The organism is Pseudomonas sp. zfem005, from assembly GCF_032621735.1.
GTDB classification, from domain to species: domain Bacteria; phylum Pseudomonadota; class Gammaproteobacteria; order Pseudomonadales; family Pseudomonadaceae; genus Metapseudomonas; species Metapseudomonas solani.
Map to the genome: position 1 here is coordinate 582,311 of NZ_JAVYJE010000001.1, position 18,214 is coordinate 600,524.

The 18,214-nt window shown below is 66.1% G+C and carries 20 protein-coding genes; 13 read left to right on the top strand and 7 right to left on the bottom strand.

All coding sequences use genetic code 11. The features are described 5' to 3' along the window. Positions 1 to 3: 3 nt before the first annotated feature. From coaBC to RTW82_RS02735, 5 genes are all read left to right on the top strand, one after another. Positions 4 to 1,212: a bifunctional phosphopantothenoylcysteine decarboxylase/phosphopantothenate--cysteine ligase CoaBC gene (gene coaBC, locus RTW82_RS02715; protein WP_316924173.1), complete on the top strand. Its 1,209-nt coding sequence runs from the start codon at positions 4 to 6 to the stop codon at positions 1,210 to 1,212. A 6-nt stretch (positions 1,213 to 1,218) separates the two neighbouring features. After that, a complete protein-coding gene (gene dut / locus RTW82_RS02720) occupies positions 1,219 to 1,674 on the top strand; it encodes a dUTP diphosphatase (protein WP_236233282.1) in 456 nt (151 codons plus the stop codon). A gap of 40 nt (positions 1,675 to 1,714) precedes the next feature. Beyond that, a complete protein-coding gene (locus RTW82_RS31600) occupies positions 1,715 to 4,318 on the top strand; it encodes a phosphomannomutase/phosphoglucomutase (RefSeq protein ID WP_410478744.1) in 2,604 nt (867 codons plus the stop codon). A gap of 16 nt (positions 4,319 to 4,334) precedes the next feature. Further along, complete coding sequence (gene argB / locus RTW82_RS02730; RefSeq protein WP_021218923.1) at positions 4,335 to 5,240, top strand: acetylglutamate kinase; 906 nt, start codon at positions 4,335 to 4,337, stop codon at positions 5,238 to 5,240. 134 nt (positions 5,241 to 5,374) lie between these two features. Then, positions 5,375 to 5,821: an acyl-CoA thioesterase gene (locus tag RTW82_RS02735; RefSeq protein WP_021218922.1), complete on the top strand. Its 447-nt coding sequence runs from the start codon at positions 5,375 to 5,377 to the stop codon at positions 5,819 to 5,821. 3 nt (positions 5,822 to 5,824) lie between these two features. Here RTW82_RS02735 and RTW82_RS02740 read toward each other — a convergent pair whose 3' ends face one another. Both RTW82_RS02740 and pyrE read right to left on the bottom strand, forming a co-directional pair. Further along, positions 5,825 to 6,409 (bottom strand): hypothetical protein, encoded by a 585-nt coding sequence (locus tag RTW82_RS02740; RefSeq protein ID WP_043240978.1) that lies wholly within the window; start codon positions 6,407 to 6,409, stop codon positions 5,825 to 5,827. 26 nt (positions 6,410 to 6,435) lie between these two features. Further along, a complete protein-coding gene (gene pyrE / locus RTW82_RS02745; protein WP_021218920.1) occupies positions 6,436 to 7,077 on the bottom strand; it encodes an orotate phosphoribosyltransferase in 642 nt (213 codons plus the stop codon). Positions 7,078 to 7,158: 81 nt separating this feature from the next. Here pyrE and RTW82_RS02750 point away from each other — a divergent pair, with 81 nt between their 5' ends. Next, entirely contained in the window at positions 7,159 to 7,938 is a 780-nt protein-coding gene (locus tag RTW82_RS02750; protein ID WP_031287526.1) for an exodeoxyribonuclease III, read from the top strand. A 55-nt stretch (positions 7,939 to 7,993) separates the two neighbouring features. On the opposite strand, the gene RTW82_RS02755 is transcribed toward RTW82_RS02750, so the two are convergent. Together RTW82_RS02755 and rph are read right to left on the bottom strand one after the other, a co-directional pair. After that, positions 7,994 to 8,359 (bottom strand): DUF4870 domain-containing protein, encoded by a 366-nt coding sequence (locus tag RTW82_RS02755; RefSeq protein ID WP_031287525.1) that lies wholly within the window; start codon positions 8,357 to 8,359, stop codon positions 7,994 to 7,996. A gap of 22 nt (positions 8,360 to 8,381) precedes the next feature. Continuing rightward, positions 8,382 to 9,101 carry a ribonuclease PH gene (rph, locus tag RTW82_RS02760; protein WP_021218917.1) on the bottom strand — a complete coding sequence of 240 codons (720 nt, stop codon included), beginning with the start codon at positions 9,099 to 9,101 and terminating at the stop codon, positions 8,382 to 8,384. Between the two features lie 139 nt (positions 9,102 to 9,240). Here rph and RTW82_RS02765 point away from each other — a divergent pair, with 139 nt between their 5' ends. The 6 genes from RTW82_RS02765 (at position 9,241) to RTW82_RS02790 (ending at position 14,496) form a co-directional block, all read left to right on the top strand. Further along, positions 9,241 to 10,104 carry a YicC/YloC family endoribonuclease gene (locus RTW82_RS02765; protein ID WP_316924174.1) on the top strand — a complete coding sequence of 288 codons (864 nt, stop codon included), beginning with the start codon at positions 9,241 to 9,243 and terminating at the stop codon, positions 10,102 to 10,104. Between the two features lie 11 nt (positions 10,105 to 10,115). After that, on the top strand, positions 10,116 to 10,736 hold the full coding sequence (gmk, locus tag RTW82_RS02770; RefSeq protein WP_316924175.1) for a guanylate kinase: 621 nt from the start codon (positions 10,116 to 10,118) through the stop codon (positions 10,734 to 10,736). Between the two features lie 122 nt (positions 10,737 to 10,858). Then, positions 10,859 to 11,122 (top strand): DNA-directed RNA polymerase subunit omega, encoded by a 264-nt coding sequence (gene rpoZ / locus RTW82_RS02775; protein ID WP_021218914.1) that lies wholly within the window; start codon positions 10,859 to 10,861, stop codon positions 11,120 to 11,122. A 60-nt stretch (positions 11,123 to 11,182) separates the two neighbouring features. Next, positions 11,183 to 13,291: a bifunctional GTP diphosphokinase/guanosine-3',5'-bis pyrophosphate 3'-pyrophosphohydrolase gene (spoT, locus tag RTW82_RS02780; protein ID WP_316924176.1), complete on the top strand. Its 2,109-nt coding sequence runs from the start codon at positions 11,183 to 11,185 to the stop codon at positions 13,289 to 13,291. Between the two features lie 28 nt (positions 13,292 to 13,319). Then, complete coding sequence (locus tag RTW82_RS02785; protein WP_021218912.1) at positions 13,320 to 13,700, top strand: RidA family protein; 381 nt, start codon at positions 13,320 to 13,322, stop codon at positions 13,698 to 13,700. Positions 13,701 to 13,758: 58 nt separating this feature from the next. Next, positions 13,759 to 14,496 (top strand): hypothetical protein, encoded by a 738-nt coding sequence (locus RTW82_RS02790; RefSeq protein ID WP_316924177.1) that lies wholly within the window; start codon positions 13,759 to 13,761, stop codon positions 14,494 to 14,496. A gap of 9 nt (positions 14,497 to 14,505) precedes the next feature. Here the strand turns inward: RTW82_RS02790 and RTW82_RS02795 are convergent, their stop codons facing one another. From RTW82_RS02795 to RTW82_RS02805, 3 genes are all read right to left on the bottom strand, one after another. Next, positions 14,506 to 15,126 (bottom strand): LysE family translocator, encoded by a 621-nt coding sequence (locus RTW82_RS02795; protein ID WP_316924178.1) that lies wholly within the window; start codon positions 15,124 to 15,126, stop codon positions 14,506 to 14,508. A 67-nt stretch (positions 15,127 to 15,193) separates the two neighbouring features. After that, positions 15,194 to 15,994: a helix-turn-helix transcriptional regulator gene (locus RTW82_RS02800; protein ID WP_031287550.1), complete on the bottom strand. Its 801-nt coding sequence runs from the start codon at positions 15,992 to 15,994 to the stop codon at positions 15,194 to 15,196. A 2-nt stretch (positions 15,995 to 15,996) separates the two neighbouring features. Next, the gene (locus RTW82_RS02805) at positions 15,997 to 16,854 is read right to left on the bottom strand and encodes an NAD-dependent epimerase/dehydratase family protein (protein WP_316924179.1); all 858 of its coding nucleotides are present in this window, start codon (positions 16,852 to 16,854) and stop codon (positions 15,997 to 15,999) included. Positions 16,855 to 17,056: 202 nt separating this feature from the next. Here RTW82_RS02805 and exbB point away from each other — a divergent pair, with 202 nt between their 5' ends. Continuing rightward, positions 17,057 to 18,211, top strand: a complete 1,155-nt coding sequence (gene exbB, locus RTW82_RS02810; protein ID WP_316924180.1) for a tonB-system energizer ExbB — start codon at positions 17,057 to 17,059, stop codon at positions 18,209 to 18,211. Positions 18,212 to 18,214 lie beyond the last annotated feature (3 nt).

Below are 18,214 nucleotides of genomic sequence, written 5' to 3' on the forward strand. Positions count from 1 at the left end.
CCTATGCAGCGGCTCTATCGGAAACGCATCGTCCTGGGCGTGGGGGGCGGCATTGCCGCCTACAAGAGTGCGGAGCTGATCCGCCGCCTGCGCGACCAGGGCGCGGAAGTTCGGGTCGTGATGACCCATGGCGGGCGCGAATTCATCACCCCGCTGACCCTACAGGCCCTTTCCGGCCACCCGGTGCACCTCGACCTGCTCGACACCGCTGCCGAAGCGGCCATGGGTCATATCGAGCTGGCACGCTGGGCCGACCTGGTGCTCATCGCCCCTGCCACCGCCGACCTCATGGCCCGCCTGACCCAGGGCGTGGCCGACGACCTGATGACCACCCTGGTGCTGGCCACCGACGCACCGGTTGCCCTCGCCCCGGCGATGAACCAGGCCATGTGGCGCGACCCGGCGACCCAGGCCAACGCCGAAGCCCTCGCCAAGCGTGGCCTGCACCTGTTCGGGCCGGCATCCGGCAGCCAGGCCTGTGGCGACGTCGGCCTCGGCCGCATGCTCGAAGCCGACCAGCTCGCCCAGCTGGCCGCCGACCTGTTCCAGCACAAGGCCCTGACCGGCCGCCACGTGCTGATCACCGCCGGCCCGACCCAGGAAAACATCGACCCGGTGCGCTACATCACCAACCACAGCTCCGGGAAGATGGGCTTCGCCCTCGCCGAAGCCGCGGTGGAGGCGGGCGCCAAGGTCACCCTGATCACCGGCCCCGTGCACCTGCCGACGCCGGACCGGGTCAACCGCATCGATGTGGTCAGTGCCCGCGACATGCTCGCGGCCTGCGAAGCGGCGATGCCCTGCGACCTGCTGATCGCCGCGGCCGCCGTGGCCGACTACCGCCCGGAAGTGGTGGCGGCGCACAAAATGAAGAAGGACCCCACCAGCGGCGAAGGCCTGCTGCTGCAACTGGTGCGCAACCCGGATATCCTCGCGACCCTCGCCGGGCGCGCCGATCGCCCCTTCAGCGTCGGCTTCGCCGCCGAGACCGAGAACCTGCTCGAGTACGCCTCGCGCAAGCTCAAGGACAAGAACCTCGACCTGATCGTCGCCAACGATGTGGCCAACCCCAGCATCGGCTTCAACAGCGAGGAAAACGCGATCACCATCATCGATCGCGCGCTGCACCAGAACAGCTTCGCCCAGACCAGCAAGGGCAAGATCGCCCGCCAGCTGATCGCCTTCATCGCCGATCGCCTCAACCAGGCCTGAGACCCCATGCACTCATTGCAAGCCAAGATCCTCGACCCCCGCATCGGCCGCGACTTCCCGCTGCCCCAGTACGCCACGCCGGGCTCCGCCGGCCTCGACCTGCGCGCCATGCTCAAGGAAGACCTGACCCTGGAACCGGGCCAGACCGTGCTGATCCCCACCGGCCTGTCCATCTACATCGCCGACCCGGGCCTCGCCGCGCTGATCCTTCCGCGCTCGGGCCTGGGCCACAAGCACGGCATCGTGCTGGGCAACCTGGTCGGCCTGATCGACTCCGACTACCAGGGCGAGCTGATGGTCTCCTGCTGGAACCGTGGCCAGAGCGCCTTCACCATCGCCATCGGCGAGCGCATCGCTCAGCTAGTCTTGGTGCCAGTCGTGCAGGCGCACTTCGAGCTGGTCGAGCAGTTCGACGAGAGCCAGCGCGGCGCGGGCGGCTTCGGGCACTCCGGCAGCCACTGATCCGGAACGACTTCAGGATGATCCGCGGGGGAGACCTTCAGTGAAACTCTTCAAGCGCAGCGCCAAGGATGCCGACACCGAGATCCTGGCCAGCCCTGCCGAAAAGAACAAACCGGTCCGTGACAAGGGCCTGGGCGACCTGCTGCCCGGCGCCATCGCCGCGGCACTGGGCGTGGCCGCCGCCGGCGTGCTGCTCTGGGCCGCACTGATCAACGGCGCCCAGCAGACCCAACGCAACCAGCTCAGCCAGGCCTGGGGTGAAAGCCAGGCCAGCGCCCTGCGCCAGGCCCTGGCGCAACTGGTCGCCGACACCGCCGCCGCCGCCCGCAACCCGGCGCTGGCCGAAGCGCTCAACAGCGCCGACAGCGCCCAGGTGCAAGCGGCCGAGCGCGGCCTCGGCTACTGGAACGCCGTGGTCGACGCCCACCTCAACCTGCCCGGCCAGGCCCAGCAGAACAGCCAGCGCGCGGCACCGATGAACTTCGCTGCCCTGGACATGCTGCGCCGTGTCGAAGCCGGCCAGAAGCCCGCGCCGGAAGCCTACCGGGTCGGCCAGCGCTGGCTGGTCTACAGCGCCGCACCGCTGCGCCTGACCGACAGTTCGCCGATCCAGGGCACCCTGCTGCTAGTGGTCGACCTCGACCGCCTGCTCGGCGCCCTCGCACCGCTGCCCGACGGTGTCGGCCAGTTGCAGTTCACCCAGCAGTTCGGCAACGCCCCAGCCCAGACCCTGACCCTGCGTGGCGCCCAGGCCGAAGGCGCGCCCATCGCCCTGAACACCGGCAACCCCAACTGGAAGCTGTCGTTCACCCCCGGCCCGCAACTGAGCGATTCGGGCATGTCCCCCCTTCTGTTGGCGGTGGCCGCGCTCCTGGCCCTGGCCGGCGCCCTGATTGGCCTGTATCTGCTGCGTGGCGGCTTCAATCGCAAGCTGCATGCAGACGTCATCCAGCTCAACCAACTGGTGCAAGAACTCTCCAGCGGCAAAAGCGTCAAAGCCTTCAGTCTGCGCCTGTCGGCGCTTGACGCCCTGGCCCAGTCGCTCACCCGGCAGTCACGGCGCAAGCCGGAGCCGGCGGCGGGCAGCGCTAACGGCGATCGGCAACCCGGCCCGGCGGTTACCCCCGCCCCGGCCCAGATGATCGAGCCACCCGTGTTGGCCGATCCGCTTTTCCAAGATACCGACATCCTCGATATCGACATCCTCGACGAAGACCAGGACCTCCTGGGATTGGAGCAAGCCCCCGTCATGAGCACCCCGCAAGCCGCACCCAACCTGCCCGCCAGCATCTTCCGCGCCTACGACATCCGTGGCGTGGTCGGCGACACCCTGACCGCCGAAACCGCCTACTGGGTAGGCCGTGCCATTGGCTCCGAAAGCCTCGCCCGCGGCGAGCCCGCCGTATCGGTCGGCCGTGACGGCCGCCTGTCCGGCCCCGAACTGGTGCAGGCACTGATCCAAGGCCTGCTGGACTGCGGCTGCCAGGTCAGCGATGTCGGCATGGTGCCGACCCCGGTGCTCTACTACGCCGCCAACGTGCTGGCCGGCAAATCCGGCGTGATGCTCACCGGCAGCCACAACCCGCCGGACTACAACGGCTTCAAGATCGTCGTCGCCGGCGAGACCCTGGCCAACGAGCAGATCACCGCGCTGCACACCCGCATCAAGAACAACGACCTGGCCAGCGGCGTCGGCAGTGTCGAACAGGTCGAGATCCTCGACCGCTACTTCAAGCAGATCCGCGACGACATCGCCATGGCCAAGCCCATGAAGGTGGTGGTGGACTGCGGCAACGGCGTGGCCGGCGTCATCGCCCCGCAACTGATCGAAGCCCTGGGCTGCACCGTCATCCCGCTCTACTGCGACGTGGACGGCACCTTCCCCAACCACCACCCGGACCCGGGCAAGCCCGAGAACCTGGTCGACCTGATCGCCAAGGTGAAGGAAGAGAAAGCCGACCTGGGCCTGGCCTTCGACGGCGACGGCGACCGCGTCGGCGTGGTGACCAACCAGGGCACCATCATCTACCCCGACCGCCTGCTGATGCTCTTCGCCAAGGACGTGGTTTCGCGCAACCCGGGCGCCGACATCATCTTCGACGTCAAATGCACCCGTCGTCTGACCGCCCTGATCAGTGGCTACGGCGGCCGCCCGGTGATGTGGAAGACCGGCCATTCGCTGATCAAGAAGAAGATGAAGGAAACCGGCGCACTGCTGGCTGGCGAGATGAGCGGCCACATCTTCTTCAAGGAGCGCTGGTTCGGCTTCGACGACGGTATCTACAGTGCCGCCCGCCTGCTGGAGATCCTCAGCCAGGACAAGCGCGACGCCGAGCACGTGTTCTCCGCCTTCCCCAGCGACATCTCGACGCCGGAGATCAACATCACCGTTACCGACGAGAGCAAGTTCCGCCTGATCGAGCGCCTGCAGCGCGACGGCACCTGGGGCGACGCCAACCTCACCACCCTGGACGGCGTACGCGTCGACTATCCCAAGGGCTGGGGCCTGGTGCGCGCCTCCAACACCACGCCGGTGCTGGTACTGCGCTTCGAAGCGGACACCGAGGAGGAGCTCGAGCGCATCAAGGAAGTGTTCCGCGCCCAGCTCTACACCGTAGCCCCCGATATCAACCTGCCGTTCTGATCCACCGGAGCCCTGCATGACCCTCAGCCGTGACGCCGCATCCCAAGTCGCCCAGGTCCTGTCCGAAGCGTTGCCGTACATTCGCCGCTTCGTCGGCAAGACCCTGGTCGTGAAATACGGCGGCAACGCCATGGAAAGCGACGAGCTGAAAGCCGGCTTCGCCCGCGACATGGTCCTGATGAAGGCCGTGGGCATCAACCCGGTGGTCGTGCACGGTGGCGGGCCGCAGATCGGCGATCTGCTCAAGCGCCTGTCCATCGAGAGCCACTTCATCGACGGCATGCGCGTCACCGACGCGCAAACCATGGACGTGGTGGAAATGGTCCTCGGCGGCCAAGTGAACAAGGACATCGTCAACCTGATCAACCGCCATGGCGGCAGCGCCATCGGCCTGACCGGCAAGGACGCGGAGCTGATCCGCGCCAAGAAGCTCACCGTCAGCCGCAAGACGCCGGAGATGACCCAGCCGGAAATCATAGACATCGGCCACGTGGGCGAGGTCACCGGGGTCAATATCGAGCTGCTGAACATGCTGGTGAAGGGCAACTTCATCCCGGTCATCGCCCCCATCGGCGTTGGCCCGGAGGGCGAGTCCTACAACATCAACGCCGACCTGGTGGCCGGCAAGGTGGCGGAAGCGCTGAAAGCCGAGAAGCTGATGCTGCTGACCAACATCGCCGGTCTGATGGACAAGCAGGGCCAGGTGCTCACCGGGCTCTCCACCGAGCAGGTCAACGAGCTGATCGCCGACGGCACCATCTACGGCGGCATGCTGCCAAAGATCCGCTGCGCCCTCGAAGCGGTGCAGGGTGGCGTGACCAGCGCGCACATCATCGATGGCCGCGTGCCCAACGCGGTGCTGCTGGAGATCTTCACCGACAGCGGCGTCGGCACCCTGATCAGCAACCGCAAGCGTCACTGAGCCTTCAGCAGGCCCAGGCGGTACCCGAATAAGCCGGAGCGATCCGGCTTATTCACATCCGCGATCCAGCCATACCGCTCTTGCCGGCCCGCCTCCTTGCGCAGAAGCTGACCGCTCACTGCAAGGAGCACGAGATGGCCGCAACCCCCTCCCTGAACGACTTCACCTTCTTCATGCCGCTGCGCGTGCGCTGGGCCGAAGTGGATCCGCAAGGCATCGTCTTCAACGGCCACTACCTGACCTACGCCGACGTCGGCATCACCGAGTACTTCCGCGCCCTGGGCGTGCGCTACCCGGAGGACCTGGCGCAGGACGGTGGCGACTTCTTCGCCGTGCGCACGCTGCTGGAATACCTGGCCCCGGCGCGCTTCGACGATGAGCTTTCCATCGGCGTAAGGGTAGGGCGGCTGGGTGGCTCGAGCCTCACATTCAATATCGGCATCTGGCACGGCGAAGCGGCGCTGACGGCAGGCGAGATCGTTTACGTCCACGCGGATGGTGCGAGCCGCAGCAGCAAGCGGCTGCCGGACTGGCTGCGGGAGAAGGTCAGGGCATTCGAGCGGCACGCCGCCGAGGAATGAAGCTCAGCGCTGCAGCAGCTGGGCCAGGCGGGCGCGGTCAGCGGCGAAGCCGGCCTGGGCGTTCTTGCGATCCTGCTGGTAGCGGGCGATGTCCTGCTCCAGGCGCTGCTGCTCGGCGCGCAGGTCGCTGATCTGCGCCACCAGATGCTCGGGAACCTGGCGGCCGGCACGCTCGTTGTCGGCGGCCTGGGCCTGCAGGTTGGCCTGCTGGGTACGCAGGGACTGCTGGTTGCCACGGGCGACGCTGATCACCCCGTCGAGCTCCGCCAGCTTGCGCTGCAGGGCACGGTCGACGTCTTCGACGCTGGTGTACAGGCGCAGCAACTGGGCGTCGGAGCCGGCACGGGCCTTCTCCTCCTGCATGCGCTTGCGCTCTTCCAGGGTGGGCGCCGGCGGTACCGTCTTGGTCACCCGGCCCTGGTCGTTGAGGACTTCGTAGCCCTTGTCGATGTACTGCGAGGGCACGCCAAGGCGATCGAGCACAATCACGCCCTTGTCATTGGTGTAGCGATAGAGCTCGGCTTGCGCCAGAGCAGGCATCAGCACACCCATGAGCAAGGCAAAACGGACTGCACCCGATTTCGGCATGAAGACACCCTGTCGTTGTTGGCGAATCAGATTCCGTAGTTCGCGCGGTAGCTTTCCACTGCCGGCAGATACTTCTTCAGTTCAGCATCACCTGCGAGATATTCCAGCACCTGTTCCAGGGAAACGATGCTCACCACCGGCATGCCGAAGTCACGCTCGACTTCCTGGATCGCCGACAGCTCGCCCTTGCCGCGCTCCTGGCGGTTCAGCGCGATGAGCACGCCGGCGGCCTGGGCCTGCTGGCCCTGGATGATCTGCATGACCTCGCGGATAGCGGTACCGGCGGTGATCACGTCATCGATGATCAGCACACGGCCGGCCAGCGGCGCGCCCACCAGGGTGCCGCCCTCGCCATGGTCCTTGGCTTCCTTGCGGTTGAAGCACCAGGGGATATCGATCGCGTGATGTTCGGCCAGTGCGACGGCCGTAGCCGCAGCCAGCGGGATGCCCTTGTAGGCGGGCCCGAAAAGCACATCGAAGGGAATGCCGCTATCGACCACTGCCGCCGCATAGAAGCGGCCCAGCTGGGACAGCGCGAGCCCGCTGTTGAACAGGCCGGCATTGAAGAAATAAGGGCTGGTACGCCCGGATTTGAGAGTGAACTCACCGAAACGCAGCACACCGCGTTCGATGGCGAAGCGAATGAAATCGCGTTGATACGCCTGCATGTAAAAGCCCCGGACGGCACGGATTTAGCTAAATAGAAAGAGCTCGGGTATCATACACGCACGAGTTTTTGGGGGCCATTTATGCGGATCATCAGTGTGAACGTGAATGGTATTCATGCCGCAGCCGAACGAGGACTCCTCAGTTGGTTGCAAGCACAGAATGCCGACGTGATCTGCCTGCAAGACACCCGTGCCTCTGCCTTTGATCTGGACGACCCAGCCTTCCAACTGGACGGCTATTTCCTCTATGCCAGCGATGCTGAAGTGCCAAGCCAAGGCGGCGTGGCGCTTTATTCGCGTTTGCAACCCAAGGCAGTGATCTGGGGTCTCGGTTTCGAGACCTGTGATCGTTATGGGCGCTACCTGCAGGCGGATTTCGACAAAGTGAGTATCGCTACCCTGCTGCTGCCTTCGGGCCAGGGCGGCGATGAGAACCTGAACCACAAGTTCAAGTTCATGGACGACTTCACCCACTATCTGAACAAGCAGCGCCGCAAGCGCCGCGAGTACATCTATTGTGGTTCGCTTTACCTCGCCCATCAGAAGCTGGACGTGAAGAACTGGCGCGACTGCCAGCAGCTGCCCGGCTTCCTCGCGCCCGAGCGCGCCTGGATGGACGAAGTGTTCGGCACCATGGGTTACGTGGACGCGCTGCGCGAAGTCAGCCGCGAAGGCGACCAGTACAGCTGGTGGCCCGACAGTGAACAGGCCGACATGCTCAACCTCGGCTGGCGTTTCGACTACCACATCCTCACGCCGGGCATGCGTCGCTCCGTGCGCAGCGCTCGCCTGCCGCGCCAGCCGCGCTTCTCCCAGCACGCGCCGCTGATCGTCGACTACGACTGGCTGCTGAGCATCTGAGAAGTCGCACCCGTAAAAAAGCCGGCTGATGCCGGCTTTTTCGTTTCTCGCGTTCCTACTTCACCGGGCGCCAGGTGAAGGGATAGCGATAGGCCTGGCCTTCGTTGGCCTTGATGCCGCCGATGATGGTCAGCACCAGCGCAACCAGACCCACCAGGGGCAGCAGCACGAAACCGATCAGCACCAGCATCAGCAGCATGCACACCAGGCCGGCGAGGGTGACGGTGATCTGGAAGTTCAGCGCTTCCTTGCCCTGCTGGTCGATGAAGGGATCGACGTCCTTCTTCACCTGCCAGAGGATCAGCGGGCCCAGCAGGTTGCCGAAGGGCAGCACCACACCGAGGAAAGCGGCGAAATGGCAGAACATCGCCCATTGCCTAACTTCCTGGTTGGGCTGTGGAACTTGGGTTGGCTCATTCATGCGGGTTTCCTCGGGTGGGTGATCAGTCGACCAGCGCGGCGCGCTGCAACTCGAACAGCTCGGTGACGCCTTTCTTGGCCAGGGCCAGCATGGCGTTCAGCTCTTCCGGCTGGAAGGGCGCGCCTTCGGCGGTGCCCTGTACCTCGATGAAACCGCCGGCGTCGGTCATGACCACGTTCAGGTCGGTCTCGGCCGCGGAGTCTTCCAGGTAGTCGAGGTCCAGGACCGGCTCGCCCTGGTAGATGCCAACGGACACGGCGGCAACCATCTGCTTCAGCGGCTCGCCCTTCAGCGCGCCACGCTTCTTCAGGACCTTCAGCGCATCCATCAGGGCCACCATGGCACCCGTGATGGAAGCAGTGCGGGTGCCACCGTCGGCCTGGATCACATCGCAATCCAGGTAGATGGTGTTCTCGCCCAGCTTGCTCATGTCCAGCGCAGCGCGCAGCGAACGGCCGATCAGGCGCTGGATCTCCAGAGTGCGACCACCCTGCTTGCCACGGCTGGCCTCGCGCTGGTTACGCTCGCCGGTGGCGCGCGGCAGCATGCCATACTCGGCGGTCAACCAACCCTGGCCCTGGCCCTTGAGGAAACGCGGGACACCGGATTCGACGCTGGCGGTGCAGATCACCTTGGTATCCCCGAATTCGACCAGCACCGAGCCTTCTGCATGCTTGGTGTAGTTGCGGGTGATGCGGATCGAACGCAGCTGGTCAGCCACTCGGCCACTGGGACGTTTCATCTGGGTATACCTGTCAGGGGGGAAAACTGCCGGGCATTATAGAGGGCTGCCGGCCACTGGGACATCGCCGCGTTGGGAGGGCCGCCGCTCTGGGCTACAATCGCCCTCTTCGAACCTGCCATCACCGAGAGGAAACCCCATGGTGCACAGCATGACCGCCTTTGCCCGCGTAGAGCAGGCCGGCACCCACGGCACCCTGAGCTGGGAACTGCGCTCGGTCAACCACCGCTACCTCGAGCCCCACCTGCGCCTGCCCGAATCCTTCCGCGACCTCGAAGGCGCGGTGCGCGAAGCCCTGCGCCAGGGCCTCTCCCGCGGCAAGGTGGAGTGCACCCTGCGCTTCGCCGAAGAGAACGCCGGCAAATCCCTGCAGGTCGATCGCGAACGCGCCGCCCAGCTGGTCGAAGCCGCCGAAGCCGTCGCCGCACTGGTCAAGCAGCCGGCACCGCTCAACCCCCTGGAAATCCTCGCCTGGCCCGGCGTGCTGGTGGCCGATGCGGCCGACCCGCAAGCACTGAATGCCGCCGCCCTGGAGGTCTTCGCCAAGGCCCTCGACGAACTGCGCAACGGCCGCGCCCGTGAAGGTGCCGACCTGGCTCGCCTGCTCAATGAGCGGCTCGACGGCATCCTCGAAGAGGTCGAAGCCCTGCGCAAGCTGGTGCCGCAGATGATCACCACCCAGCGCCAGAAGATCCTCGACCGCTTCGGCGAGATGAAGGCCGAGCTGGACCCGCAACGCCTGGAGCAGGAACTGGTGCTGCTGGCACAGAAAAGCGACGTCGCCGAGGAGCTGGATCGCCTCAGCACCCACGTCAGCGAAGTCCGTCGCGTACTAAAGGCCGGCGGTGCGGCGGGCCGTCGCCTGGACTTCCTGATGCAGGAACTCAATCGTGAAGCCAACACCCTGGGCTCCAAGGCCTTCGACTCGCGCTCCACCCAAGCAGCGGTCAACCTCAAGGTGTTGATCGAGCAGATGCGCGAACAAGTGCAGAACATCGAGTAAGAGACAGACAAATGAGCGTCACTCCCGGCACCCTCTACATCGTTTCCGCGCCCTCCGGCGCCGGCAAGACCAGCCTGGTCAAGGCCCTGATCGACGCTGAGCCGCAGATCCGCGTCTCGGTCTCCCACACCACCCGCGACATGCGCCCGGGCGAGGTGGACAGCGTCAACTACCACTTCGTCAGCCGCGAACAGTTCGTGCAGATGCTCGAGCACGGTGACTTCCTCGAGCACGCCGAGGTCTTCGGCAACCTCTACGGCACCTCCCAGCGCTGGCTGCAGAGGACCCTCGCCGAAGGTTTCGACCTGATCCTCGAGATCGACTGGCAGGGTGCCCAGCAGGTGCGCCACCTGATGCCCCAGGCCAAGTCCGTGTTCATCCTCCCGCCGAGCCAGGAAGCCTTGCGCCAGCGCCTGGACAACCGTGGCCAGGACAGCGCCGAGATCATCGACCGGCGCATGCGCGAGGCCGTCAGCGAGATGAGCCACTACGTCGAGTACGACTACCTGGTGATCAACGACGACTTCACCGTGGCCCTGGAAGACCTCAAGGCGATCTTCCGCGCCAACCGCCTGCAGCAGCCGCAGCAACAGCTGGCCCACGGCACGCTGCTGGCGCAGTTGCTGGACTGACCGCCTGGAAGCGCTGTTAAATCAGCGCTTCCATAAATGCTGGTGATTTTTTAGACTATCCAGTCCGCTCGCCCACTCGGGCAAAAGCTTCCGCATCCCAATCTAGTGCTACGAGGAACACCATGGCCCGCGTTACCGTTGAAGACTGCCTGGACAACGTCGATAACCGCTTCGAGCTGGTCATGCTCGCGACCAAGCGTTCCCGTCAGCTCGCTACCGGCGGCAAAGAGCCCCGCGTAGCCTGGGAAAACGACAAGCCCACCGTTGTGGCCCTGCGTGAAATCGCTGCCGGCCTGGTGGACTATGACGTGATCGCCCAGGACGACATCGTCGAAGACGAGCCGCTGTTCGCTGCATTCGATGACGAGGCCAACGAGGCCCTCTAAGTCCATGCCGGGTCGACGTCGTACGGCGCAGGGCCGCAGCAGCCGGGAAGGAGTAACGCCTTGCCGAGCATAGAGGCCTTCGCCGAACGCCTTTCGACCTACCTCGGCAACGACCAGGTCAACCTGGTCCGCCGAGCGTATTTCTACGCCGAGCAAGCCCATGACGGGCAGCGCCGCCGCAGCGGCGAGGCCTACGTCACCCACCCGCTCGCCGTCGCCAACATCCTCGCCGACATGCACATGGACCATCAGAGCCTGATGGCCGCGATGCTGCATGACGTGATCGAGGACACCGGCATCGCCAAGGAAGCGCTCACCGCGCAATTCGGCGACACAGTCGCGGAGCTGGTGGACGGGGTCAGCAAGCTGACCCAGATGAACTTCGAGACCAAGGCCGAGGCCCAGGCCGAGAACTTCCAGAAGATGGCCATGGCCATGGCGCGCGACATCCGCGTGATCCTGGTCAAGCTGGCCGACCGCCTGCACAACATGCGCACCCTGGAAGTGCTGTCCGGCGAGAAACGCCGGCGCATCGCCAAGGAAACCCTCGAGATCTACGCCCCCATCGCCAACCGCCTGGGCATGCACAGCATGCGCATCGAGTTCGAGGACCTGGGCTTCAAGGCGATGCACCCGATGCGCTCCGAGCGCATCCGCGCTGCGGTCCGCCGCGCCCGTGGCAACCGCAAGGAAATCGTCAACAAGATCGAGGAGTCGCTGACCCACTGCCTGGCCCGCGAAGGCATGGAAGGCGAGGTCATCGGCCGCGAGAAGCACCTCTACAGCATCTACAAGAAGATGCGCGGCAAGCGCCGGGCCTTCAACGAGATCATGGACGTCTACGCGTTCCGCATCATCGTCGACAAGGTCGATACCTGCTACCGCGTGCTCGGCGCCGTGCACAACCTGTACAAGCCGCTGCCCGGCCGCTTCAAGGACTACATCGCGATCCCCAAGGCCAACGGCTACCAGTCGTTGCACACCACGCTGTTCGGCATGCACGGCGTGCCCATCGAGATCCAGATCCGCACCCGCGAGATGGAAGAGATGGCCAACAACGGCATCGCCGCCCACTGGCTGTACAAGTCCGCCGAGGACGACCAGCCCAAGGGCACCCACGCCCGCGCCCGCCAGTGGGTGAAAGGCGTGCTGGAGCTGCAGCAACGCGCCGGCAACTCCCTGGAATTCATCGAGAGCGTGAAGATCGACCTGTTCCCGGACGAGGTCTACATCTTCACCCCCAAGGGCCGCATCATGGAGCTGCCCAAGGGCTCCACGGCCGTCGACTTCGCCTACGCGGTGCACACCGACGTCGGCAACACCTGCATCGCCTGCCGCATCAACCGCCGCCTGGCGCCGCTGTCCGAACCGCTGCAGAGCGGCGAGACGGTAGAGATCGTCACCGCCCCCGGCGCGCGCCCGAACCCGGCCTGGCTCAACTTCGTGGTCACCGGCAAGGCCCGCACCCACATCCGCCATGCCCTCAAGCTGCAGCGCCGCTCCGAATCCATCAGCCTCGGCGAACGCCTGCTGAACAAGGTGCTGGCCGGCTTCGAGAGCGGCCTCGACCGCATCGCCCCGGAACGGGTGCAGGCAGTGCTGGCCGAATACCGCCTCGACGTGATCGAGGACCTGCTGGAAGACATCGGCCTGGGCAACCGCATGGCCTATGTGGTCGCCCGGCGCATGCTGGCCAGCGAAGGCGAGCAACTGCCCAGCCCCGAAGGCCCGCTGGCCATCCGCGGCACCGAGGGCCTGGTGCTCAGCTACGCCAAGTGCTGCACGCCGATCCCCGGCGACCCCATCGTCGGCCACCTGTCCGCCGGCAAGGGCATGGTCGTGCACCTGGAAAGCTGCAAGAACATCGGCGACATCCGCCATAACCCGGAGAAGTGCATCCAGCTCTCCTGGGCCAAGGATGTCGCGGGCGAATTCAACGTCGAACTGCGCGTCGAGCTGGAACACCAGCGCGGCCTGATCGCCCTGCTGGCCAGCAGCGTCAACGCCGCCGACGGCAACATCGAGAAGATCAGCATGGACGAGCGCGACGGCCGCATCAGCGTCGTCCAGCTTGTAGTCAGCGTGCACGACCGCGTGCACCTGGCCCGCGTGATCAAGAAGCTGCGTGCGCTGAAGGGGGTGATCCGCATCACCCGGGTGCGCGCGTAGCAGAACCCTCAGGACCAAGGAGTTCCGCATGAGCAAGACCGTGATCAACAGCGACAAGGCCCCTGCCGCCATCGGCACCTACTCCCAGGCGATCAAGGCCGGCAACACCGTCTACATGTCCGGGCAGATCCCCCTCGACCCCAAGACCATGGAACTGGTGGAAGGCTTCGAAGCCCAGACCGTTCAGGTCTTCGAGAACCTGAAGGCCGTGGCCGAAGCCGCAGGCGGCTCCTTCAAGGACATCGTCAAGCTCAACATCTTCCTCACTGACCTGTCGCACTTCGCCAAGGTCAACGAAGTGATGGGCCGCTACTTCGAACAGCCCTATCCCGCCCGTGCCGCCATCGGCGTCGCCGCCCTGCCGCGCGGCTCGCAGGTGGAAATGGACGCCATCCTGGTGATCGAATAACGATCACCCGTGCGGGGCTCCGGCCCCGCCGCTCCACCGTTTCATGAAGGAACCCGTTATGCGCTCGACCCTCGCCCTGCTGATCGCCGCAGCCGTACTCGCCGGCTGCTCCAGCGCCCCCACCGATCCCAGCGGCATCTGGATCAACCAGGCCGCCATCGATGAAGCGGCGAAGGAAGGCAAGCTGCGCGAATCCCTTCTCGCCTACGGCCCCAACCTGGAATGGCAGATCGACGCCAAGGCCGGCACCGCCAACTACAGCAACGGTTTCGAGCTGGGCGAAGGCCGCCTGGTCAGCCAGGGCAAGGCGAACTGGCGCGTCGACTTCTATGGCGATGAATTCCACGAACAACTCGGCCTCGACGGCAAGGAGCTGGTGCAGAAATCCAGCGAGAACCTGCCCGAGCAGCGCTTCGTCCACCCGGCCAAGCCCGCCGCAGCCGATGCCCCCGAAGGCAGCAGCTTCGAGTACGCCCTCTACGAGGCCTACCTCGGTGGAATCTGGAAGATTCTCGAAGGCATGGGCCAGGGTGGCCTGGTGCTGTTCCACCCCGACGGCAGCCTCGAAGGCCTGCCCGGCGCCGACCGCTTCGCCCTGTGCCTGGCCGGTGATTGTGCGGCCATGAGTGGCGAAAACGACAGCATCTGGCTGCAACTGGGCACCCAGGGCAGCCCGTGGATCCTCGTCCACGACGGCAATCGCCTGGAGATCCTCGAAGCCGGCAACCGCGCGCAGATCGACGAGATGCCCGAGTACGCCCCCGGAAAGCGCGCCTGGTTGCTGGAACGCCAGTAACCAGCCGACTCAGAAGGCGCTGGCCACCAGCCAGGCGCCCAGCGCCGCCAACAAGGCCCCGCAGACCCTGTCCAGCAGCGCCACCCGGCGTTGCAGCCACAGCCGCCAGCGCGAGTGCCCCAGCAGGCGCACCAACCCCATGTCCCAGCCCAGCACCACCAGGGTCATCCACAACATGGACAGCCCCAGCCCCCACGTGGGCATGGCCGAGTTGCGCAACACGCCGAACAGCCCCGCATAGAAGATCGGCAGCTTGGGATTCAGGCTGCTCGCCGCCAGCCCCTCCAGCAGCCCCTGCCGCCAGGAGCCCTCGTGCCCCGCCTCGCCGCCTTCCGGCAATTGCAGGCGTCGGTGCGCCATCAGGGCCTGCCCGCCGAGCCAGAGGAAATAGGCGCCGCCCAGCACCTGCAGGGCTCGCCACAGCCAGCTGCCATCGGCCGGTAGAAAGCTCAACGCCAGCAGCACCAGCAACATGCTCGCCAGATTGGCCAGGGCGATCCCCGCCGCGCAGCCATCGGCATGGCGGCGGCCACGGGTCAGCGCCGCACGCAGCAGCAGGAAGAAATCCGGGCCCGGGGAAAGCAACGCGGCGAAATGGGTGCCGGCAACCAGCAGGAGCAGGGCGAACATCGACGGGGCCTCCAGGGAACGAGGCGCCAGTGTCGTGGCCCGGTGGCGGCATGGTCTTGGAGAAAACTCAGGTGCGCGCGGCGCGACGGAACTGCCCCGGCGTCACGCCGGTAAAACGCTTGAAGGTGCCGGAGAAATGCGCCTGGTCGTAAAAACCGAGGCCGAGCGCCACCTCCAGCGGTGACTGGTCACCCAGCAGCAGGCGCTTGGCTTCGCGCACCCGGCGTTGCAGCAGGTAGGTATGGGGCGGCACGCCATAGGCGCGGCGGAAGGCCTCGATCAGGTGGCGCGGGTGGCGCTGCACCAGGGCCGCCAGCTGCTCCAGGCTCACCGCCTCGGCATGGTGGGCCTCCAGATAGTCCCGCAGGAAGGCGGTCATGCCGCCATCCCGGCTCGCCGGCGCTGCCGCACGCAGCCCGCCATGGCGCACGAAGACCCGCTCCAGCAGCGCCAGCAGCTCGCTCTCCAGGGCCAGCGGGTCATTACGCCCGAACTCCTCGGCCAGGCGCGCCAACCCTGCTGCCACGGCACCATCGTCCCCTGGATTGAGCGTGGTGAAACCGGTAGGCAGGCGCTTGCGCCCCAGCAACGCCGGCAACCGGGACTCTTCGATGTAGAGCATGCGGTAGACCAGGCGCTCGCTGATGGCGTGCCCGGTATGGGGCTCCTCGGGGTTCATCAGCGACAGCGTGCCGGCGGCCAGCGCATGGCGGGCACCCCGGCACTGATAGCCACCCACGCCCTCGAGAATGGCGCCGATGGCGAAGGCATCATGGCTGTGGCGGCCGAAGGGCTGCCCGGAAAAATCCGCATGGAACAGCTCCACCCCTGGCAGCCAAGGGCGGGCAAGCATGCGGTTGGCGTCCAGCCTCAGGCGCCTTTCAGCACGGCGGCATAGCCTTCGCGGTAGCTGGGGTAGAGCGGCTCCCAGCCGAGGGCGCGGGCGCGGGCATTGCTGCAACGCTTGCTGCCGGAGCGGCGCACGGTGGATTCCTCCGCCCACTCGGTGACGCCCAGGGTCTCGCGCAGCCAGCCCACCACTTCGTGCAGCGGTGCCGGTGCGTCGTCGACGCCCAGGTAGTCCTCGGCCAGTTCGACGCCACGGGCATCGGCCTGGAGCAGGAAGGCCAGCAGGCCGGCGGCGTCCTCGGCATGAATGCGGTTGGCGAACAGCGGTGGCTCGCTGACCACGCGGTAGCCCATGCGCACCTGCTTCAGCAGCCACTCGCGGCCGGGGCCGTAGATGCCGGTCAAGCGCACCACCGTCGCCGGAATGCCGCTCTCGCGGGCCAGGCGCTCGGCATCCAGCATGATGCGCCCGGAATAGCCCTCGGCCTCGGCCGGCGAGGTCTCGTCGACCCACTCGCCATCCTTCTGCGCGTACACGCCGCTGCTGGAAACGAAGAACAGGCGGCGCGGGCGCTGGCCGGACTGCTCCAGCCAGGCCAGCACATGGCGCAGGCCCTCGACGTAGGCGGAGCGGTAGCCGGCCTCATCGTGCTGGGTGGCGGCAGCGCAGTACACCAGGTAATCCAGCTGGCCCTCGGGCCAGGCGGCCGGGCACTCGGGTGCCTCCAGGTCACCGGCCACCGGCAGCACGCCAGCGGGCAGTGCCGAGGCATTTCGTCGCAGCCCATGGACCGGCCAACCAGCCTCGAGCATCCGCAGGGCGAGACGGCTGCCAACATCGCCGCAACCGGCGATCAGCAAGGAGGGAGAAGCGGACATAGGGGGCGTACTCCAGGGAAAAGTGCAGAGCATAGGGGCCGGCGGACCAATCGCCAAACCCCTGCCGCCCGGCCGAACAAAGGTAATAAAGTTACATTGTCACTTTTATAAACAAGAATTACTTGCAATAATGTTCGCCCTTTTGTCCGTGACCTCTCCATCGAATACGGACGAAACCGCAATTTTCTCGTCAGGTCCGGCCATGAAACCTATTGCATCCCTCGCCCAGCCCACCATCGTCTCCCGCTTTTCCCGCCCCGTTGCGGCACTGATGATCAGCCTGATGCTGCTCCCGGCTGGCGCGGCGTTCGCAGAGGAGCCAACCACCCCGGCACCGGCCGCTGCCGAAGCCCAGGCCCCCGCTGCAACACCCGTCGCCGCGCCGGTGGCTGGCGAACCGGTTGCCGCCCCCGAGTCCGTCGGCCTGACCGCCCTGCGTGAGTCGATCGAAACCCTCGGCCCGCAGGCCACCCCGGAGCAGATCCGCGAAGCGACCCGCCAGAAGATGCAGGAACGTGGCGCCTCCCCCGAGGAAATCACCACCACCATGGACCGCCTCACCGAAGGCGAGAAGCTCGGCCAGGACCTGGCCGCCGCGCTGAGCGGTGGTGCCCTGGACGGCGCGCTGGCCGGCGAGGAAGCCGACAACGGCCTGGGCCACGACCTGTCGCCCTGGGGCATGTACCAGAACGCCGACATGGTGGTTAAGGGCGTGATGATCGGCCTGGCACTGGCCTCGATCCTCACCTGGACCGTCTGGGTCGCCAAGGGCATCGAACTGCTGGGCGCCAAGCGTCGCCTGCGCCAGGAGCTGGCCAACCTGAAGGCCGCCCGCAACCTGCCGGAAGCCGCCGAAAGCGCCAGCCGCGAAGGCAGCCTGTCGCGCGTCCTGGTGCACGACGCCTTGGAAGAAATGAAGCTTTCGGCCAATACCCGCGAGAAGGAAGGCATCAAGGAACGCGTCAGCTTCCGCCTGGAGCGCCTGGTCGCCGCCAGCGGCCGTCAGATGAGCCAAGGCACCGGCGTACTCGCCACCATCGGTTCCACCGCGCCCTTCGTCGGCCTGTTCGGCACCGTGTGGGGCATCATGAACAGCTTCATCGGCATCGCCAAATCCCAGACCACCAACCTCGCCGTGGTCGCCCCCGGTATCGCCGAGGCCCTTCTGGCCACTGCCATGGGCCTGGTCGCGGCCATCCCCGCGGTCGTCATCTACAACGTCTTCGCCCGCTCCATCGCCGGCTACAAGGCCCAGGTGGCCGACGCGTCCGCCCAGGTCCTGCTGCTGGTCAGCCGCGACCTCGACCACCTGCCTGCCGATCGCAGCCAGGCCCCGCACATGGTCAAGGTGAGCTGATCC

What these genes read in the sequence shown, in the direction of transcription:
- RTW82_RS02735 (WP_021218922.1), top strand. Translation starts at nt 5,375, where the DNA reads ATGGCCGCAACCCCCTCCCTGAACGACTTCACCTTCTTCATGCCGCTG.
- rpoZ (WP_021218914.1), top strand. Translation starts at nt 10,859, where the DNA reads ATGGCCCGCGTTACCGTTGAAGACTGCCTGGACAACGTCGATAACCGC.
- dut (WP_236233282.1), top strand. Translation starts at nt 1,219, where the DNA reads ATGCACTCATTGCAAGCCAAGATCCTCGACCCCCGCATCGGCCGCGAC.
- RTW82_RS02805 (WP_316924179.1), bottom strand. Translation starts at nt 16,854, where the DNA reads ATGTCCGCTTCTCCCTCCTTGCTGATCGCCGGTTGCGGCGATGTTGGC.
- rph (WP_021218917.1), bottom strand. Translation starts at nt 9,101, where the DNA reads ATGAAACGTCCCAGTGGCCGAGTGGCTGACCAGCTGCGTTCGATCCGC.
- argB (WP_021218923.1), top strand. Translation starts at nt 4,335, where the DNA reads ATGACCCTCAGCCGTGACGCCGCATCCCAAGTCGCCCAGGTCCTGTCC.
- gmk (WP_316924175.1), top strand. Translation starts at nt 10,116, where the DNA reads ATGAGCGTCACTCCCGGCACCCTCTACATCGTTTCCGCGCCCTCCGGC.
- RTW82_RS02795 (WP_316924178.1), bottom strand. Translation starts at nt 15,126, where the DNA reads ATGTTCGCCCTGCTCCTGCTGGTTGCCGGCACCCATTTCGCCGCGTTG.
- RTW82_RS02765 (WP_316924174.1), top strand. Translation starts at nt 9,241, where the DNA reads ATGGTGCACAGCATGACCGCCTTTGCCCGCGTAGAGCAGGCCGGCACC.
- pyrE (WP_021218920.1), bottom strand. Translation starts at nt 7,077, where the DNA reads ATGCAGGCGTATCAACGCGATTTCATTCGCTTCGCCATCGAACGCGGT.
- exbB (WP_316924180.1), top strand. Translation starts at nt 17,057, where the DNA reads ATGAAACCTATTGCATCCCTCGCCCAGCCCACCATCGTCTCCCGCTTT.
- RTW82_RS02790 (WP_316924177.1), top strand. Translation starts at nt 13,759, where the DNA reads ATGCGCTCGACCCTCGCCCTGCTGATCGCCGCAGCCGTACTCGCCGGC.
- RTW82_RS02755 (WP_031287525.1), bottom strand. Translation starts at nt 8,359, where the DNA reads ATGAATGAGCCAACCCAAGTTCCACAGCCCAACCAGGAAGTTAGGCAA.
- RTW82_RS02785 (WP_021218912.1), top strand. Translation starts at nt 13,320, where the DNA reads ATGAGCAAGACCGTGATCAACAGCGACAAGGCCCCTGCCGCCATCGGC.
- RTW82_RS02740 (WP_043240978.1), bottom strand. Translation starts at nt 6,409, where the DNA reads ATGCCGAAATCGGGTGCAGTCCGTTTTGCCTTGCTCATGGGTGTGCTG.
- RTW82_RS02750 (WP_031287526.1), top strand. Translation starts at nt 7,159, where the DNA reads ATGCGGATCATCAGTGTGAACGTGAATGGTATTCATGCCGCAGCCGAA.
- coaBC (WP_316924173.1), top strand. Translation starts at nt 4, where the DNA reads ATGCAGCGGCTCTATCGGAAACGCATCGTCCTGGGCGTGGGGGGCGGC.